A 17,775-nucleotide genomic window follows, 5' to 3' on the forward strand; every position below is an offset into this window, starting at 1 on the left:
CATTTGACCTCTATAGGCTTCAAGAGAATTGCCATAAAAAAGCCCCGACTCATTCGAGCCGGGGCTTTTTGTTGGTGCGCTATAACGGCTTAGCCGTTGAACACATCATCCACGCTTTGCAGCGGGTAGTTCTTTGGATACGGCAGGGTTGCTACACCGGTCTCGATCGCGGCCTTGGCCACGGCATCGGAGATCAGGGTGATCAGGCGCTTATCCATTGGTTTTGGAATGATGTACTCACGACCGAATTCCAGCTTGGCACCACCGTAGGCGTCGCACACATCCTGAGGCACCGGCAGCTTGGCCAGTTCACGCAGGGCGTTGGCAGCCGCTACTTTCATTTCTTCGTTGATGCGCTTGGCGCGAACGTCCAGGGCACCACGGAAGATGAACGGGAAGCCCAGTACGTTGTTGACCTGGTTCGGGTAGTCCGAACGGCCGGTAGCCATGATCACATCGCTACGGGTGGCGTGAGCCAGCTCAGGCGAGATTTCCGGATCCGGGTTGGAGCAGGCGAACACGATCGGGTTCGGCGCCATGGATTTCAGGCCTTCGGCGCTCAGCAGGTTCGGGCCGGACAGGCCGACGAACACGTCGGCACCGTCGAGGGCGTCAGCCAGGGTGCGCTTGGAGGACGGGTGGGCGAACATCGCCTTGTACTGGTTCAGGTCGGTACGCTCGGACTGGATCACGCCCTTGCTGTCGACCATGTAGATGTTTTCCAGCTTGGCGCCCATGCTGATGATCAGCTTCATGCAGGAAATGGCCGCAGCACCGGCGCCCAGGCAGACGATCTTCGCCTCACCCAGGGTTTTGCCGGCGATTTCCAGGGCGTTGATCATGCCGGCCGCGGTAACGATCGCGGTGCCGTGCTGGTCATCGTGGAATACCGGGATGTCGCACTGTTCGATCAGGGCCTTTTCGATCTCGAAGCACTCAGGTGCCTTGATGTCTTCCAGGTTGATGCCACCGAAGGTGATGGAAATGCGCTTGACCGTGTCGATGAAAGCCTGCGGGCTCTCGGAATCGACTTCGATGTCGAAAACGTCGATGCCGGCAAAGCGCTTGAACAGCACGCCTTTACCTTCCATGACTGGCTTGGAAGCCAATGGGCCGAGGTTACCCAGGCCAAGGATCGCGGTGCCATCGGAAATCACTGCAACCAGGTTGCCCTTGCCGGTGTACTTGTACGCCAGTTCTGGGTCACGGGCGATTTCACGTACGGGCTCGGCAACACCAGGGCTGTAGGCCAGCGACAGGTCGCGAGCAGTGGCAGTGGCTTTGGTGAGCTCTACACTCAGCTTTCCTGGACGAGGATGGGCATGGTATTCGAGAGCGGCAGTTTTCAAATCAGACATATCGGCATTCCGCTTTTACTGTTGGTCGACGGACCGCCGAGGATACGCGTGTCGCAAAGTCCCTACAAGACTGGGCAGTCACAGGTGTCAAGGGCCCTGGGCTACGACTTTTGGCCAAGAGCCACGGGATACAAGGGCTCAACTGTTCACAATCGGAATAAAAAATGTCTACAATTTTTTATTCAAAGCGTCGATTTCAGCATGCCGGGATCGGTTATTGGCAGGAGCCAGCGTGATTGACCTCTTTTCAAACCACCACGGCGGGAGCGATCCTGCACCCAGCCGCGCGCTTCAATAGTGCGACCTTGCAGACCATTGAGCATGGCCGGATCGAACTGACTGATCAGTTCGGGGGCAATACGTAATACCAGTGAACCCTGGATTTCAATCCAGATGCCACCGCGATTGCGCTCGATCTTGCTGACCCGGCCAGTTACCAGCGCAAACCCGGAGCGCTTGAGTTGTGCCACCGTTTGCACCGGCGATTGGCGCCACAGCCCCAGGCGCGCCTGGCGGGCGCTGTTTTCCGCCGCCTGCTGGCAGGTGGCGAGGTCTACATTCGGCGCCACCCCCACCTGGAAACCCAAGCCCTCGGCGAGCAATTGCGCTTCCAGGTTCTCGCCATTGGCGCCGTAGAGGTGGGCCAGGGTGCGGCCGTAATGATCCTTGCCCTCGCGGCCAGGCACCAAACCGACACGCCCATCACTGGCCTGCACCAACGCTTGTAGACGCTGGCGGGCGGCGACGGCAAACGGCTCGTCAGCACGACCCTTCTTGCCGGTTTCCGGCGCATTGAGGCCGATCATCCGCACGCTGCGGCCATCCTTGAGGCGCACGGTGTCGCCGTCCACCACGCGCTGCACTTCTACCCGCGCCATGGAAGCTGGTGCGGGGCAGAATACCGCGGCCTGGGCGGTTGCCAGCCAAATCCCGGGCACAAAAAAGGCGCCCGCAAGGGACGCCTTTTTCAACAGCTGGCAAAAGCCCATAAGGCTTTTGAGCCTTACTCTGCTGGAGTAGCAGCAGGCTTCTTGCCGAAAGCACCAAAGCGATCTGCGAAGCGCTGTACACGGCCGCCGGTGTCCAGAGTTTTCTGCTTACCGGTGTAGAACGGGTGGCACTCGTTGCATACGTCAGTACCCAGTGGCTTGCACAGGTTCGAACGAGTTTCGAACTTGTTGCCGCAGCTGCAGGTAACTTCGATGGTTTCGTACGCTGGATGGATATCGGCTTTCATGGCACTTCCTCGGGCTAGCGTGCCGCCACTCGACACTATTGTCGAATACCGCACGTAATTAGGCCGCGGATTCTACCAGACCTTTTTAAACGCGCAAGCGGCGCTACTGACCAAAAACCTCCTTTCATCAGAAAACCATGGCATACCCAAGCCCTCCCCGCTCTGCTAGGCTCGCGCCCCTGCACCACTGCCTGCCTTTATATGAGATGCCCCGCGTGCCCGACGCCATTTTGCGCCTAGCCCTGCCCTCCCCCCTGCGCCGCCTGTTCGATTACCGGGCCCCGGCTGGAGTGCTGCGGACGCAGTTGCAGCCGGGGATGCGCGTGCGTGTGCCGTTTGGGCGCAGGGAAATGATCGGCATTCTGGTGGAGGTCACGGACCACAGCGAGGTCCCGGCGGAAAAGCTCAAGCCGGCCCTGGCCATCCTCGACGCCACACCGCCACTGCCGCCGGCACTGTTCAAGCTGTGCCTGTGGACTGCGCAGTATTACCAGCACAGCTTGGGCGATACCTTGAGCTGGGCGCTGCCGGTGCTGCTGCGCCAGGGCGAACTGGCCGAAGCGCGCCAGGAGCGTTTCTGGTCGATGGTGCCCGGCGCGCGCCTCGACGACCCGCGCATCGCCCGCGCCCCGCGCCAGCGCGAAGCCCTGGCCACATTGGCCCAGCACCCCCATGGCGTGGCCCACCAGTTGTTGAGCAAGCTGATGCTGAGCAAGGACAGCCTCGACCTGCTGCTGGCAAAGGGACTGGTGCAGGTGGAAATCCGCAAGCACGCCCCAGACCCACGCCACGAACATTGGCTGGCACAGCCGGAGCTGCCGCTGAACCCCGAGCAACGCGCTGCCTATGAGGCGATTCGCGCCGGTTTCGACAGCTTCCACGCCTTCCTTCTGGCTGGCGTCACCGGCAGCGGCAAGACCGAAGTGTATTTGCAACTGATCCGCGAAACCCTGCAGGCCGGCAAGCAGGCACTGGTGCTGATCCCGGAGATCAACCTGGGCCCACAGACCCTGGCGCGTTTCGAGCAGCGCTTCAACGCGCGCATCGCCCTGGTGCACTCAGCGGTCAATGACCGTGAGCGCCTGGAGTCGTGGCTGGCGGCGCGGGACGGCGAGGCAGACATCATCATTGGCACCCGTTCGGCGCTGTTCACCCCAATGAAAAACCCCGGGCTGATCATCATCGACGAGGAGCACGACGGCTCCTATAAACAGCAGGAAGGCCTGCGTTACCACGCCCGCGACCTGGCGCTGGTACGCGCACGCCAGGAAGACATCCCGATTGTGCTGGGTTCGGCCACGCCGTCCCTGGAAAGCCTGCATAACGCCTACACCGGCCGTTATGGCCTGCTACGCATGAACGAGCGCGCCGGCGGCGCCAAACAACCGCGCTTCCTGCGCCTGGACGTGAAAAGCCGCCCGCTGGACAGCGGTATTTCCGGTCCGATGCAACAGGCCATCGGCCAGACCCTCGCCGCGGGCCAGCAAGTATTGGTGTTTCTCAACCGTCGCGGCTTTGCCCCGACACTGCTGTGCCATGACTGCGGCTGGATGTCCGAGTGCGAGCGCTGCGATGCGCGCATGACCGTGCACCAGCGCCACGGCGAATTGCGCTGCCATCACTGCGGCCATGTAGAGCGGGTGCCACGCCATTGCCCGCAGTGCGGCAAGGTCGACCTGCGCCCGGTAGGGGCCGGCACCGAGCGCGCCGAAGAGCGTCTGGGCATTCTGTTCCCGGATTACCCGGTGCTACGGGTCGACCGCGACAGCACGTCGCGCAAAGATGCAATGAACCAGTTGTTTGCCACCATTCAGAAAGGTCAACCGTGCATTCTGATCGGCACGCAGATGCTCGCCAAAGGGCACCACTTCCCACGGGTGACCCTGGTGTCGATCCTGGATGCCGACGGCGGGTTGTTCTCCGGGGATTTCCGCGCCAGCGAACGCATGGCGCAGTTGATCGTGCAGGTGGCAGGGCGCGCCGGACGGGCCGAAGAGCCGGGCAAGGTGATTATCCAGACGCACCTGGCCGACCACCCGCTGCTGATTCAACTGACGGAACAAGGCTATTTTGCCTTCGCCGAGCAGGCATTGAGCGAACGCCGCGCTGCCGGCTTGCCACCCTTTGCGCACTTGGCGTTGCTGCGTGCCGAAGCCCACAAACCCGGCCAGGCCGAAGGTTTCCTCGATCAAGCCTGCAGCGTTGCTGAACGCTTGCTGGGCGAGTTGGGCCTGACCGGTATCGAACTGCTCGGCCCTGTGCCTGCGCCCATGGAGCGGCGTGCCGGGCGTTATCGGGCTCAGCTACTCTTGCAGGCAACCTCCCGTGCGCCGCTGCATCGACTGCTAAGTAGCTGGATGCTTGAGCTGGAGCAAATGCCCAGCGGCCGGCAGGTGCGATGGTCGTTAGATGTAGACCCGGTAGATTTATATTGAGGGTAATTACGTCATCGCAGGCAAGCCAGCTCCCACATTATGAAATGTGCCCCCCCCCTTAAATGTGGGAGCGGGCTTGCCCGCGAAGAGGCCCGCAGGTCCGCCATCTAGTCTGAACGGTTGGCAAGCTCGCCCTCGCCACGGATAATGCCCAGTTTTTCCACCTGCGCATCGCGCGCCGCCGCTTGCGGTCGAAAGAGAACACCATGAAAGACACCATTCGCCAGCTGATCCAACAAGCCCTCACCCAACTCGTCAACGAAGGTGTGTTGCCTGAAGGCCTGTCGCCGGCGATCCAGGTGGAGAACACCCGCGACAAGACCCACGGCGACTTCGCCAGCAACATCGCGATGATGCTGTCCAAGCCGGCCGGCATGAAACCGCGCGACCTGGCGGAAAAAATCATCGCGGCACTGCCGGCTGACGCCAGTGTCACCAAGGCTGAAATCGCAGGCCCGGGCTTTATCAACTTCTTCCAGAACACCCAGGCCTTGGCTTCGCGCCTGGACGCAGCCCTGGCCGATGCCAAAATCGGCGCACACAAGGCTGGCGACAGCCAACGCGTGGTCATCGACCTGTCGGCGCCGAACCTGGCCAAAGAGATGCATGTCGGTCACCTGCGCTCCACCATCATCGGCGACGGTGTGGCGCGGGTGCTGGAGTTCCTCGGCGACACCGTGATCCGCCAGAACCACGTCGGCGACTGGGGTACCCAGTTCGGTATGTTGATGGCCTACCTGCAGGAAAACCCGATCACCAGCAACGAGCTGGCCGACCTGGAGAACTTCTACCGCGCCGCCAAGAAGCGCTTCGACGAATCCGAAGAGTTTGCCGACCGCGCCCGTGGCCTGGTGGTCAAACTGCAAGCCGGCGACCAGGAATGCCTGGCGCTGTGGAACCGCTTCCGTGAGATTTCCCTGTCCCACTGCCAGGAAATCTACGAACTGCTCAACGTGAAACTGACCATGGCCGACGTGATGGGCGAAAGCGCCTACAACGACGACCTGATCAACGTGGTCAACGACCTCAAGGCCAAGGGCCTGCTGGTCGAGAGCAACGGCGCGCAGTGCGTGTTCCTCGAAGAATTTAAGACCGCCGACGGCGAGCCGCTGCCGGTGATCATCGTCAAGGCCGATGGCGGCTATCTCTACGCCACCACCGACCTGGCTGCTGTGCGCTATCGCAGCGGTGTGCTCAAGGCCGACCGTGCGCTGTACTTCGTCGACCAGCGCCAGGCCCTGCACTTCCAGCAAGTGTTCGAAGTGGCCCGTCGTGCCGGCTTCGTCACCCACCCGATGCACATGGAACACATGGGTTTCGGCACCATGAACGGCGCCGATGGCCGCCCGTTCAAGACCCGTGACGGCGGCACCGTCAAGCTGATCGACCTGCTGACCGAAGCCCAGGAACGTGCCTACAACCTGGTGAAGGAGAAGAACCCGGAGCTGGCCGAGGCCGACCTGCGTAATATTGCCCGCGTGGTGGGCATTGGTGCGGTGAAATACGCCGACCTGTCCAAGCACCGCACCAGCGACTACAGCTTCAACTTCGACCTGATGCTCAACTTCGAAGGCAACACCGCGCCGTACCTGCTGTACGCCTACACCCGCGTGGCCGGCGTGTTCCGCAAGCTGGGCAAGGACTTCAGCGAAGTCGAAGGCCAGATCGTGCTGGACGCCGCCCATGAACAGGAACTGGCGGCCAAGCTCGCGCAATTTGGCGAAGTGCTCAACAGCGTTGGCGAAAAAGGCACGCCGCACATCCTGTGCACCTATTTGTACGAAGTGGCCGGCCTGTTCTCCAGCTTCTACGAGAACTGCCCGATCCTGACCGCCGACGACGAAGCCCAGAAACAAAGTCGCCTGCGCCTTGCCGCATTGGCTGGACGCACCCTCAAGCAAGGCCTGGAACTCTTGGGCCTGGAAACTCTGGAGCGTATGTAAGTTGGCTGCCAAGAAAAAACCTGCACCCAAACGCGGCGCCAGCCGTTATCAGGCCCCGGCGAAGCAGCCGATCCCGGGCTGGCTGTGGATGGCCATCGGCCTGACGGTCGGTGCCTTCGTTGTGTTTCTGATGAAGCTGGAGCCTGGCCAGGGCGATGACGTCAAGCGCGTCAAACAGGAGCAGCAGAAGGCCACGAAAATTGCCGAGGCCAACAAGACTGCGCCAAGCCCGACCGCACCGGTGAAGCCGAAATACGACTTCTACACGCTGCTGCCGGAATCGGAAGTGATCGTGCCGCCCGACGCCGTGCCGGAGAAAACCCTGCCGACCCCGCAAGTGCCGACCACGCCCGTAACCCCAGCGGAAGCGGCGAAAATCGATACGGCTCGCGCCCAGGCTGCACTGGCCGGCATCACTCCGCCGCCAGCACCGCCAGTGGCAGCGACCAAGGCCGCGCCTGTGACCAAGTTCTTCCTGCAAGCCGGCTCGTTCCCGAAACAGGCGGATGCCGATCGTGTGCGTGCACAGATCATTCTGTTGGGCCAATCGGTCTCGGTTGAGTCCGGCACGGTGAAGGACGCGACCTGGTATCGCGTATTGGTGGGGCCGTTCAGCAACCGTGAGCAACTGACCGTGGCGCAGAAACAATTGGCCGGGGCCGGGTTTAGCAATCTGTTGTTACAACAGCGCCAGAGCCGCTGATTTCGAAGACATAGCAGGGCTAATGTGGGAGGGGGCTTGCCCCCGATGGCGGTATATCAGTCAATATATTCAGTGACTGACACACCGCGATCGGGAGCAAGCCCCCTCCCACATTTGGTTTTGCGGTGTTCTTGAATAGGTGTCGGATCAATAAACACCACTCGTCCGCGCACCCGTCCTACGGTTGAAATCCCCCCCGCCACCCCCATATGAGTTCTCATCAGGGCATTTTCGCCCCGCTGCGTGGAGACTCTCCCCTTGACCACCATCGTTTCAGTACGTCGCCACGGCAAAGTCGTCATGGGCGGCGACGGCCAGGTTTCCCTGGGCAATACCGTGATGAAAGGCAACGCGAAAAAAGTGCGTCGCCTGTACCACGGCCAGGTACTTGCCGGTTTCGCAGGCGCTACCGCCGACGCCTTTACCCTCTTCGAACGTTTCGAAGGCCAGCTTGAGAAACATCAGGGCCACCTGGTGCGCGCCGCTGTGGAACTTGCCAAAGAATGGCGCACCGACCGTTCCCTCAGCCGCCTGGAGGCCATGCTCGCCGTCGCGAACAAAGACGCTTCCCTGATCATCACCGGTAACGGCGATGTGGTTGAACCCGAACATGGCCTGATCGCCATGGGTTCAGGCGGTGGCTATGCCCAAGCGGCAGCCAGTGCGCTGCTGAAGAAAACCGACCTGTCGGCCCGTGAAATCGTCGAGACCGCCCTGGGTATCGCCGGCGATATCTGCGTGTTCACCAACCACAACCAGACCATTGAGGAGCAGGACCTCGCCGAGTAAGCCGTAGGCTTATTCCCGCTTGAGGCCGCCAGACACTATGTCCATGACCCCCCGCGAAATCGTCCATGAACTCAATCGCCATATCATCGGCCAGGACGATGCCAAGCGCGCCGTTGCCATTGCGCTGCGTAACCGCTGGCGCCGGATGCAACTGCCCGAAGAACTGCGCGTTGAAGTAACCCCCAAGAACATCCTGATGATCGGCCCGACCGGTGTCGGTAAAACCGAAATCGCCCGGCGCCTGGCCAAATTGGCGAACGCCCCGTTCATCAAGGTCGAAGCGACCAAGTTCACCGAAGTCGGCTACGTGGGCCGTGATGTCGAGTCGATCATCCGTGACCTGGCCGATGCCGCCCTGAAGATGCTGCGCGAACAGGAAGTGACCAAGGTCAGCCACCGTGCCGAAGACGCAGCGGAAGAGCGCATCCTCGACGCCCTGCTGCCACCGGCCCGCATGGGTTTCAACGAAGACGCCGCACCGTCGTCGGATTCCAATACTCGCCAGCTGTTCCGCAAGCGCCTGCGTGAAGGCCAGCTGGATGACAAGGAAATCGAGATCGAAGTGGCTGAAGTGTCCGGCGTGGATATTTCTGCCCCGCCTGGCATGGAAGAAATGACCAGCCAGTTGCAGAACCTGTTCGCCAACATGGGCAAGGGCAAGAAGAAAAGCCGCAAGCTCAAGGTGAAAGAAGCGCTGAAGCTGGTGCGCGACGAAGAAGCCGGGCGCCTGGTCAATGAGGAAGAACTCAAGGCCAAGGCCCTGGAAGCGGTCGAGCAGCACGGCATCGTGTTTATCGATGAGATCGACAAAGTGGCCAAGCGTGGCAACTCCGGTGGCGTCGATGTATCCCGCGAAGGTGTGCAGCGTGACCTGTTGCCGCTGATCGAAGGCTGCACAGTCAACACCAAGCTGGGCATGGTCAAGACTGACCACATTCTGTTTATCGCTTCCGGTGCGTTCCACCTGAGCAAGCCAAGCGACCTGGTGCCCGAGTTGCAAGGCCGCCTGCCGATTCGCGTGGAACTCAAGGCACTGACCCCTGGCGACTTCGAGCGCATCCTCAGCGAACCCCACGCCTCGCTCACCGAGCAGTACCGTGAGTTGCTGAAAACCGAGGGCCTGGGTATCGAGTTCCAGGCGGACGGTATCAAGCGTTTGGCGGAAATCGCCTGGCAGGTCAACGAGAAGACCGAGAACATCGGTGCCCGACGCCTGCATACCTTGCTTGAGCGCTTGCTTGAGGAAGTGTCGTTCAGTGCCGGCGACATGGCGGGTGCGCAGAATGGCGAAGCGATCAAGATCGATGCTGACTACGTCAACAGCCACTTGGGCGAATTGGCGCAGAACGAAGACTTGTCTCGTTATATCCTGTAAGCCTCACACAGAACTGCTTTGCTTCAAATGTGGGAGGGGGCTTGCTCCCGATGGCGGTGTATCAGTATCAGATGAGCTGACTGACACACCACCATCGGGAGCAAGCCCCCTCCCACATTTTCAAGCCGGTTTATTCAGGAGCATCCCATATGGTCAAGTTTCCTACTGCAGTAAACCTGCACAAAACCTCCAATACCCTTGGCCTGACTTACGGGCCGGATGAAACCTACCAACTGCCCGCCGAATTCCTGCGGGTTCACTCGCCTTCGGCCGAGGTTCAGGGCCACGGTAAACCCATCCTGCAATTCGGCAAGCTCAATGTCAGGTTGACCCAGGTCGAACCGGCCGGCCAGTACGCACTGAAATTGACCTTCGATGACGGCCATGACAGCGGACTGTTCACTTGGGACTACCTCTACCAGTTGGCCGTACGTCAGGACGCGCTATGGGCCGACTACCTGGCCGAGCTCAAAGCGGCCGGAAAAACCCGCGACCCGAGTGAGTCGGTCGTGCGGCTGATGCTCTAGCACAGGCATCTTGGTCTTTAGAGCGCATTTTCTAATTTCATCTGCTTGAATGCCCTGTCGCGTGGCCAATGATCGGCCCGCTTGCGAAAAAAAATAAACTCGGGTAACCAATGGAGCTGGCAAGTTCCCTGCATTTGACGATGCGGTATCAACGGTCACCCGGGTCGCAGTACCAGGCTGGTGTCGTGTATCGAAATTGGGTGCGCAGCAATCGCCGGTACTCGTCTTTCGGACAATGGAGCGTCGTAGATGAGTAACAAGAATAACGATGACTTGAAACGCCAGGCCTCGGAAAACACCCTGGGGCTGAACCCGATCATCGCGTTACGCAAAAAGGATTTATTGGCCTCGGCCAAGATGGTGCTGACCCAAGCCATCAAGCAGCCGTTGCACAGCGTCAAGCACGTCGCCCACTTTGGCGTCGAGTTGAAGAATGTGATGTTCGGCAAATCCCAACTGGTGCCTGAAGGCGATGACCGTCGCTTCAACGACCCGGCCTGGAGCCAGAACCCGCTCTACAAACGTTATTTGCAGACTTACCTGGCGTGGCGCAAGGAACTCCACGACTGGATCGACGACAGCAACCTGCCGGCACAAGACATCAGCCGTGGCCACTTCGTGATCAACCTGATGACCGAAGCCATGGCCCCCACCAACAGTGCGGCCAACCCGGCGGCGGTCAAGCGCTTCTTTGAAACCGGCGGCAAAAGCCTGCTCGACGGTTTGTCCCACTTGGCCAAGGACATGGTGCACAACGGCGGTATGCCGAGCCAGGTCAACATGGGCGCCTTTGAGGTCGGCAAGACCCTGGGCACCAGCGAAGGTGCGGTGGTGTTTCGCAACGATGTGCTGGAGCTGATCCAGTACAAGCCCATCACCGAGCAGGTACACGAGCGCCCACTGCTGGTGGTGCCGCCGCAGATCAACAAATTCTACGTATTCGACCTGTGCCCGGAAAAGAGCCTGGCGCGTTTCTGCCTGCGCAATGGGCAACAGACCTTTATCGTCAGTTGGCGCAACCCCACCAAGGCCCAGCGCGAGTGGGGGCTCTCTACTTATATCGAGGCGCTCAAGGAAGCGGTCGATGTGGTCACGGCAATTACCGGCAGCAAGGACGTGAATATGCTCGGCGCCTGCTCCGGTGGCATCACCTGCACCGCACTGCTGGGCCACTACGCGGCGCTGGGCGAGAAGAAGGTCAACGCCCTGACCCTGTTGGTGAGCGTGCTGGACACCACCCTGGACACCCAAGTGGCACTGTTTGTCGACGAGCAGACCCTGGAAGCAGCCAAGCGCCACTCCTATCAGGCCGGCGTGCTGGAAGGCCGCGACATGGCCAAGGTGTTTGCATGGATGCGCCCCAACGACCTGATCTGGAACTACTGGGTCAATAACTACCTGCTGGGCAACGAACCGCCGGTGTTCGACATCCTGTTCTGGAACAACGACACCACCCGCTTGCCGGCCGCTTTCCATGGCGACCTGATCGAACTGTTCAAGAACAACCCACTGGTACGCGCCAACGCCCTGGAAGTGTGCGGCACGCCCATCGACCTCAAGCAGGTCTCTGCCGACATCTACTCCCTGGCCGGCACCAACGACCACATCACGCCGTGGCAGTCGTGCTACAAGTCGGCGCAGTTGTTTGGCGGCAAGGTCGAGTTCGTGCTGTCCAGCAGTGGGCACATCCAGAGCATCCTCAACCCGCCAGGCAACCCCAAGGCGCGCTACCAGACCAGCGAGGGCTTGTCGGGCAGTGCGTTGCAGTGGCAGGAGAACGCCACCAAGCACACCGATTCGTGGTGGCTGCACTGGCAGGTGTGGCAGGCGGAGCGGGCGGGGAAGTTGAAAAAAGCCCCGGCGACATTAGGCAGTAAAACCTATGCCGCCGCCGAAGCGGCGCCAGGTACCTATGTACATGAGCGGTAGATTGGAATGAGATCCAAATGTGGGAGGGGCGGTGCGACGATTCGACTTGCTCCCGATAGGGATGGATCAGTGTCAGGTGTGCTCAATGACACACCGCCATCGGGAGCAAGTCGAATCGTCGCACCGCCCCTCCCACATTTTGACTGTATTCCTCCTGTAACACTTCACAGGGCTTGAGCATGGCGCAACCGTTCATCTTCCGTACCATCGACCTGGATGGCCAGACCATCCGCACGGCGGTACGCCCGGGCAAGCCGCACTTGACCCCGCTGCTGATCTTCAACGGCATCGGCGCCAACCTTGAGCTGGTGTTCCCGTTCGTCCAGGCCCTGGACCCGGACCTGGAAGTGATTGCGTTCGACGTGCCCGGCGTTGGCGGTTCCTCGACGCCGAAGCGGCCCTATCGCTTCCCCGGCCTGGCCAGGCTCACCGCGCGTATGCTCGATTACCTCGACTACGGCCAGGTGAACGCCGTGGGTGTGTCCTGGGGCGGGGCACTGGCGCAGCAGTTCGCCTATGACTACCCGGAACGCTGCAAGAAGCTGATCCTGGCGGCCACAGCTGCCGGGGCCTTTATGGTGCCGGGCAAACCCAAAGTGCTGTGGCTGATGGCCAGCCCCCGGCGTTATATCCAACCCTCCCATGTGGTGCGCATCGCGCCGATGATTTATGGCGGCTCGTTCCGCCGCGATTCGAACCTGGCCGCCGAACATGCGAGCAAAGTGCGCTCGGCTGGCAAGCTGGGTTACTACTGGCAATTGTTCGCCGGGCTGGGCTGGACCAGCATTCATTGGCTGCACAAGATTCGCCAGCCCACCCTGGTATTGGCCGGGGACGATGACCCGCTGATCCCGCTGGTCAACATGCGCATGCTCGCCTGGCGCATCCCCAATGCGCAGTTGCACATCATCGATGACGGGCACCTGTTCCTGATCACCCGGGCTGAAGCCGTGGCGCCGATCATCATGAAGTTTCTCGAAGAGGAGCGCTTGCGCGCAGTGATACATCCGCGACCGGCGGTGTGAAGGACCACACCACCGCGCAAGTTGCCAGGAACCGACTATGGTTCTGGATTGGCGTGCCTGCTTGATGTCTTGACGAAGGAGTGTTGGCTCATGCGAGAAAGACCCGTGACGAACCCGGCGCCCACCCCCGCTGCGTTCATCAACGCACAAAATGCGATCACCGGCCTGCGCGGCCGCGACCTGCTGTCAACCCTGCGCACCGTCGCCGCGCACGGGCTGCGCAACCCGGTGCACACCGCCCGCCACGCCCTGGCCCTGGGCGGCCAACTGGGCCGTGTGCTGCTGGGTGAGACCGTGCACGAGCCCAACCCCAGGGACAATCGCTTCAGCGACCCCACCTGGAAGCTCAACCCGCTGTACCGGCGCAGCTTGCAAGCCTATCTGAGCTGGCAGAAACAGACGCGGCAGTGGATCGATGACAGCACCCTCAGTGACGATGATCGCGCGCGTGCGCAGTTCGCCTTCGCCCTGCTCAACGACGCCGTCTCCCCTTCCAACACCCTGCTCAACCCGCTGGCGATCAAGGAGTTGCTCAACTCCGGCGGCAACAGCGTGGTGCGCGGCGTGAGTAACCTGTTCGAAGACCTGCTGCACAACAACGGTTTGCCCCGCCAGGTCAGCAAACACGCCTTCGAAGTCGGCAAGACGGTGGCGACCACGCCCGGTTCGGTAGTGTTTCGCAACGAACTGCTGGAGCTGATCCAGTACAAGCCCATGAGCGAAAAACAGTACGCCAAGCCGCTGCTGGTGGTGCCGCCGCAAATCAACAAGTACTACATCTTCGACCTCAGCCCGGCCAACAGCTTTGTGCAATATGCCCTTAAAAATGGCCTGCAAACCTTCATGATCAGTTGGCGCAACCCGGACGTGCGGCATCGCGAATGGGGCCTGTCCACCTACGTGGCGGCGTTGGAGGAGGCACTGAATGTCTGCCGGGCCATCACCGGCGCCCGCGAGGTCAACCTGATGGGCGCCTGCGCCGGTGGCCTGACCATCGCCGCCCTGCAAGGCCACCTGCAAGCCAAGCGCCAGCTGCGGCGCATCTCCAGCGCCAGTTACCTGGTGAGCCTGCTCGACGGCCAGATCGACAGCCCCGCAACCTTGTTCGCTGACGAACAAACCCTGGAAGCCGCCAAGCGCCGCTCCTACCAGGAGGGCGTACTGGACGGCCGTGACATGGCCAAGGTGTTTGCCTGGATGCGCCCCAACGACCTGATCTGGAACTACTGGATCAACAATTACCTGCTGGGCAAGGAGCCGCCGGCCTTCGACATCCTGTACTGGAACAACGACAACACGCGCCTGCCCGCCGCCTTGCACGGCGACCTGCTGGACTTCTTCAAGCACAACCCCCTGAGCCATCCCGGTGGCCTGGAGGTGTGCGGCACGCCCATCGACTTGCGCAAGGTCACGGTGGACAGCTTCAGCGTGGCCGGGATCAACGACCACATCACACCGTGGGACGCGGTGTATCGCTCCACCCAACTGCTGGGCGGCGAGCGGCGCTTTGTGCTGTCCAACAGCGGACATATCCAGAGCATCCTCAACCCGCCGGGCAACCCCAAGGCCAACTACGTCGAGAACCTCAAGCTGAGCAGTGACCCGCGTGCCTGGTACTACGACGCCCGGCATGTCGAAGGCAGCTGGTGGCCGCAGTGGCTGGAATGGGTACAACAACGCTCCGGGGTACAACGCGAAACGCTTACCGCCCTGGGCAACCAGAACTACCCACCGATGGAAGCAGCGCCAGGCACTTATGTGCGGGTGCGTTGAGCTCAACGATCACATTAAGAAGACTGGATGAAGACCCGCGACCGTATCCTTGAATGTGCCTTGCAGTTGTTCAACCACAAGGGCGAACCGAACGTATCGACCATGGAGGTGGCCAATGAAATGGGGATCAGCCCCGGCAACCTCTACTACCACTTCCACGGCAAAGAGCCGTTGGTGCTGGGGCTGTTCGAGCGCTTTCAATGCGAGTTGGCGCCATTGCTCGATCCTCCCGCCGATGCGCAACTGGAGGCCGAGGATTACTGGCTGTTCCTGCACCTGATTGTCGAGCGCATGGCCCACTACCGGTTCCTGTTCCAGGACCTGTCGAACCTGGCCGGGCGCCTGCCGAAGCTGGCCAAGGGGATTCGCACCCTGCTCACGGCGCTCAAGCGCACCCTGGCCTCATTGTTAGCGCGGTTGAAAGCTGCGGGGCAACTGGTCAGTGACACCCAGGCATTGGGACAGCTGGTGGAACAGATCACCATGACCCTGCTGTTTTCCCTGGATTACCAGCGCGTACTGGACCGTGAAGGCGAGGTGCGAGTGGTGGTGTACCAGGTCATGATGCTGGTGGCCCCCCATCTGTTACCGACGGCGCGGAAGGCGACTGAGAAGTTCGCCTTGAAATATCTGGATGACACTGATTAAACATGTGGGAGCGGGCTTGCCCGCGATAGCGTTGGATCAGCCAATGCCTGTATGACTGACACTCCGCCATCGCGGGCAAGCCCGCTCCCACATTGGAAATGCAGCGTTTTTTAGGCTTGCATAAAAAAACGCCCGGTCTTCGCAGACCGGGCGTTTTTTTGTGTCCCGGAAAAATCAGGACTGACTGGATGGCGTCGGGGTGACCGGCGTTGCAGTCGGGGTAGCAGCCGTATGCGTCGGTGCGGACACCGAGTTGGCGGTAGAAGCGGCCGGTGCTGGCGCCGCTGCCGGCTTGGCCGCTGCGGCAGGCTTTGCTGCTGCCGGTTTTTTCGCTACCGCAGGCTTTTTGGCCGCTGCAGGTTTGGCCGCAGGCTTGGCTGCTGGTTTCGCAGCAGCGGGCTTGGCAGCAGGTTTGGCAGCAGCGGTTTTAGCCGCAGGTTTGGCAGCCGGTTTAGCCGCAGGTTTCGCGGCGGCTTTAGCGGCCACTGGCTTAGCGGCAGGCTTGGTGGCCGGTTTGGCGGCAGCGGTTTTAGCCGCTGGCTTGGCCGCAGGTTTCGCAGCGGCTTTGGCTGGTGCTTTGGCAGCGGGTTTTGCAGCCGGCTTGGCGGCGGCTTTAACCAGAGGCTTGGCGGCAGTTTTCGCGGCGGGTTTTGCAGCGGCTGTTTTAGCCGCAGGTTTGGCAGCCGGTTTTGCTGCAGGCTTGGCCGCGGCGGTCTTGGCAGGAGCCGCTTTGGCGCCGGTCAGTTTTTCAATTTGCTTGGTCAAGGTATCGACCTTGCTGTGCAGCGTCTTCAATTCAGCCTTGCTGGGTACGCCCAGTCGCGAAATTGCACTATTGAGGCGCTTGTCGAAGGTTTCTTCCAACTTGCCCCAAGTGTCAGAAATGCTCGACTTGGCAGAACCGGCAGTTGCCTTGGCCGCGTCCACTTTTTTACCGACTGTGCTCTTGGTCAACTTCTCGGCCTTCTCGCCGTCCTTGACCAGAGTCTCGAAGTATTTACCGCCGTCACTGCTAACCTTCGAGTACACGCCTAAACCAGCAAGCCAGATTTTGCGGGAATATTTTTCAACTTCCCCGACCCACGAGCTGCCTTCTTTCTGAGTAGTCTTTTTAACAGCCATCCCGATGTCTCCTTAGTGTTTACGCGCGACACGTTCGAGCAATGCCGTCAGCTCTTCGAGCTTAGCAGAGAGTGTCTCCACGTCATGTTTAGACGCAATGCCGATTCGATTCAAGGCACTTGCAACACGCGTGTCAAAAGCTTTTTCAACTTTATCCAGCTGAACTTCAACCAAGCCCCTGACGCCGGAGACGTTACTCTTTACTTGATCAATCTGACTGTTGGCGGCATCAAGTTGTTCAACTACAACTTTTTTACCTTTACTTTCAACGCGTTGGCCGCTCTTGACCAGCTCTTTGAAGTATTCGCCGCCCTCGCTGCCGACCTTTGCATAGGCACCAAGGCCCGCCAGCCAGATCTTGCGGGCATAGCTTTTAACCTCACTCAGGGGGGTGGTTTGAACGTCGATTTTTTTCTTCAAAATAACTTTGGCCATGGTGCACCTCACGCAAAAAGGGTGGAGGACGGCCCGCAGGAGTTGAGGGCTTGGGCACAAAGTAGGGGTTAAAATTAGAATCGGCACCCTAAGTCAGGCCAACGCCTTATCCAAGGCTTTTTCGATTTCGGACTTGATCGTGCCACTCATGGCCGACATCAACAGGCCGAGTTCTACCTCGATGCGCAGCGAGTCATCGGCCACCGCGACGGTGCCCTTAACCCCGGAACGTTTCAGCTTCAGGGTATCGCCGGCCCATGAAGACTCCACACCATATTTATCCTCGAGTTTGCGCGCCAATTGCTCAGCCTTGGCCCGCGCCTGTTCTTTCCCCAGGGTATGTTCACGCTCAACGGTAATACGGGCCATTGCAATGACTCCTCTTTATAACGACTCGGAACACCCGCCATGCGGCAAATGGCCTCGGTGAGCATCTATCTTACCTGCAGCCTTGCCAAGACAAAGTAGGCCTTGGG

Annotated in this window: 16 protein-coding genes; 10 read left to right on the plus strand and 6 right to left on the minus strand. The window is 60.5% G+C overall.

Features of this window, described 5'->3' with window-relative positions:
- Window positions 1–89 precede the first annotated feature (89 nt).
- The 3 genes from E4O98_RS14840 to rpmE all read right to left on the minus strand — a co-directional run bounded on the left by E4O98_RS14840 (window position 90) and on the right by rpmE (window position 2,595).
- Complete coding sequence (locus E4O98_RS14840; RefSeq protein ID WP_005784034.1) at window positions 90–1,358, minus strand: malic enzyme-like NAD(P)-binding protein; 1,269 nt, start codon at window positions 1,356–1,358, stop codon at window positions 90–92.
- Window positions 1,359–1,540: 182 nt separating this feature from the next.
- Window positions 1,541–2,347 carry a thermonuclease family protein gene (locus tag E4O98_RS14845; RefSeq protein ID WP_248135629.1) on the minus strand — a complete coding sequence of 269 codons (807 nt, stop codon included), beginning with the start codon at window positions 2,345–2,347 and terminating at the stop codon, window positions 1,541–1,543.
- A 14-nt stretch (window positions 2,348–2,361) separates the two neighbouring features.
- Complete coding sequence (gene rpmE / locus E4O98_RS14850; protein ID WP_005784030.1) at window positions 2,362–2,595, minus strand: 50S ribosomal protein L31; 234 nt, start codon at window positions 2,593–2,595, stop codon at window positions 2,362–2,364.
- A 215-nt stretch (window positions 2,596–2,810) separates the two neighbouring features.
- On the opposite strand from rpmE, the gene E4O98_RS14855 reads away from it, so the two are divergent.
- From E4O98_RS14855 to E4O98_RS14900, 10 genes are all read left to right on the plus strand, one after another.
- Window positions 2,811–5,030, plus strand: coding sequence for a primosomal protein N' (locus E4O98_RS14855; RefSeq protein ID WP_216090625.1), 2,220 nt, complete (start codon window positions 2,811–2,813; stop codon window positions 5,028–5,030).
- A 206-nt stretch (window positions 5,031–5,236) separates the two neighbouring features.
- Window positions 5,237–6,973 carry an arginine--tRNA ligase gene (gene argS, locus E4O98_RS14860; protein ID WP_248135630.1) on the plus strand — a complete coding sequence of 579 codons (1,737 nt, stop codon included), beginning with the start codon at window positions 5,237–5,239 and terminating at the stop codon, window positions 6,971–6,973.
- A 1-nt stretch (window position 6,974) separates the two neighbouring features.
- Window positions 6,975–7,676 (plus strand): SPOR domain-containing protein, encoded by a 702-nt coding sequence (locus tag E4O98_RS14865; protein WP_005784023.1) that lies wholly within the window; start codon window positions 6,975–6,977, stop codon window positions 7,674–7,676.
- Between the two features lie 258 nt (window positions 7,677–7,934).
- On the plus strand, window positions 7,935–8,465 hold the full coding sequence (gene hslV, locus E4O98_RS14870; protein WP_003171209.1) for an ATP-dependent protease subunit HslV: 531 nt from the start codon (window positions 7,935–7,937) through the stop codon (window positions 8,463–8,465).
- 37 nt (window positions 8,466–8,502) lie between these two features.
- Window positions 8,503–9,840 carry an ATP-dependent protease ATPase subunit HslU gene (hslU, locus tag E4O98_RS14875; protein ID WP_003171208.1) on the plus strand — a complete coding sequence of 446 codons (1,338 nt, stop codon included), beginning with the start codon at window positions 8,503–8,505 and terminating at the stop codon, window positions 9,838–9,840.
- 149 nt (window positions 9,841–9,989) lie between these two features.
- Window positions 9,990–10,367: a DUF971 domain-containing protein gene (locus E4O98_RS14880; RefSeq protein WP_078820086.1), complete on the plus strand. Its 378-nt coding sequence runs from the start codon at window positions 9,990–9,992 to the stop codon at window positions 10,365–10,367.
- Between the two features lie 249 nt (window positions 10,368–10,616).
- Window positions 10,617–12,296, plus strand: a complete 1,680-nt coding sequence (phaC, locus tag E4O98_RS14885) for a class II poly(R)-hydroxyalkanoic acid synthase (protein ID WP_248135631.1) — start codon at window positions 10,617–10,619, stop codon at window positions 12,294–12,296.
- 179 nt (window positions 12,297–12,475) lie between these two features.
- Complete coding sequence (gene phaZ / locus E4O98_RS14890) at window positions 12,476–13,321, plus strand: poly(3-hydroxyalkanoate) depolymerase (RefSeq protein WP_005784015.1); 846 nt, start codon at window positions 12,476–12,478, stop codon at window positions 13,319–13,321.
- A 90-nt stretch (window positions 13,322–13,411) separates the two neighbouring features.
- Window positions 13,412–15,094 carry a class II poly(R)-hydroxyalkanoic acid synthase gene (phaC, locus tag E4O98_RS14895; RefSeq protein WP_248135632.1) on the plus strand — a complete coding sequence of 561 codons (1,683 nt, stop codon included), beginning with the start codon at window positions 13,412–13,414 and terminating at the stop codon, window positions 15,092–15,094.
- Window positions 15,095–15,121: 27 nt separating this feature from the next.
- The gene (locus E4O98_RS14900; protein WP_148853015.1) at window positions 15,122–15,742 is read left to right on the plus strand and encodes a TetR/AcrR family transcriptional regulator; all 621 of its coding nucleotides are present in this window, start codon (window positions 15,122–15,124) and stop codon (window positions 15,740–15,742) included.
- 174 nt (window positions 15,743–15,916) lie between these two features.
- Here the strand turns inward: E4O98_RS14900 and E4O98_RS14905 are convergent, their stop codons facing one another.
- From E4O98_RS14905 to E4O98_RS14915, 3 genes are all read right to left on the minus strand, one after another.
- Window positions 15,917–16,864 (minus strand): phasin family protein, encoded by a 948-nt coding sequence (locus E4O98_RS14905; protein WP_078820082.1) that lies wholly within the window; start codon window positions 16,862–16,864, stop codon window positions 15,917–15,919.
- A gap of 12 nt (window positions 16,865–16,876) precedes the next feature.
- Window positions 16,877–17,299 carry a phasin family protein gene (locus E4O98_RS14910; protein WP_032878324.1) on the minus strand — a complete coding sequence of 141 codons (423 nt, stop codon included), beginning with the start codon at window positions 17,297–17,299 and terminating at the stop codon, window positions 16,877–16,879.
- A 93-nt stretch (window positions 17,300–17,392) separates the two neighbouring features.
- The gene (locus tag E4O98_RS14915; RefSeq protein WP_005784005.1) at window positions 17,393–17,668 is read right to left on the minus strand and encodes a polyhydroxyalkanoic acid system family protein; all 276 of its coding nucleotides are present in this window, start codon (window positions 17,666–17,668) and stop codon (window positions 17,393–17,395) included.
- Between the last annotated feature and the right edge of the window lie 107 nt (window positions 17,669–17,775).

This window comes from Pseudomonas sp. W2Jun17 (genome assembly GCF_023127795.1).
Taxonomy (GTDB): domain Bacteria; phylum Pseudomonadota; class Gammaproteobacteria; order Pseudomonadales; family Pseudomonadaceae; genus Aquipseudomonas; species Aquipseudomonas synxantha_A.

Coding starts and splice junctions, on each gene's coding strand:
- E4O98_RS14840 (WP_005784034.1), bottom strand. CDS start 1,358: ATGTCTGATTTGAAAACTGCCGCTCTCGAATACCATGCCCATCCTCGT.
- E4O98_RS14845 (WP_248135629.1), bottom strand. CDS start 2,347: ATGGGCTTTTGCCAGCTGTTGAAAAAGGCGTCCCTTGCGGGCGCCTTT.
- rpmE (WP_005784030.1), bottom strand. CDS start 2,595: ATGAAAGCCGATATCCATCCAGCGTACGAAACCATCGAAGTTACCTGC.
- argS (WP_248135630.1), top strand. CDS start 5,237: ATGAAAGACACCATTCGCCAGCTGATCCAACAAGCCCTCACCCAACTC.
- hslU (WP_003171208.1), top strand. CDS start 8,503: ATGTCCATGACCCCCCGCGAAATCGTCCATGAACTCAATCGCCATATC.
- E4O98_RS14880 (WP_078820086.1), top strand. CDS start 9,990: ATGGTCAAGTTTCCTACTGCAGTAAACCTGCACAAAACCTCCAATACC.
- phaC (WP_248135631.1), top strand. CDS start 10,617: ATGAGTAACAAGAATAACGATGACTTGAAACGCCAGGCCTCGGAAAAC.
- phaZ (WP_005784015.1), top strand. CDS start 12,476: ATGGCGCAACCGTTCATCTTCCGTACCATCGACCTGGATGGCCAGACC.
- phaC (WP_248135632.1), top strand. CDS start 13,412: ATGCGAGAAAGACCCGTGACGAACCCGGCGCCCACCCCCGCTGCGTTC.
- E4O98_RS14900 (WP_148853015.1), top strand. CDS start 15,122: ATGAAGACCCGCGACCGTATCCTTGAATGTGCCTTGCAGTTGTTCAAC.
- E4O98_RS14905 (WP_078820082.1), bottom strand. CDS start 16,864: ATGGCTGTTAAAAAGACTACTCAGAAAGAAGGCAGCTCGTGGGTCGGG.
- E4O98_RS14910 (WP_032878324.1), bottom strand. CDS start 17,299: ATGGCCAAAGTTATTTTGAAGAAAAAAATCGACGTTCAAACCACCCCC.
- E4O98_RS14915 (WP_005784005.1), bottom strand. CDS start 17,668: ATGGCCCGTATTACCGTTGAGCGTGAACATACCCTGGGGAAAGAACAG.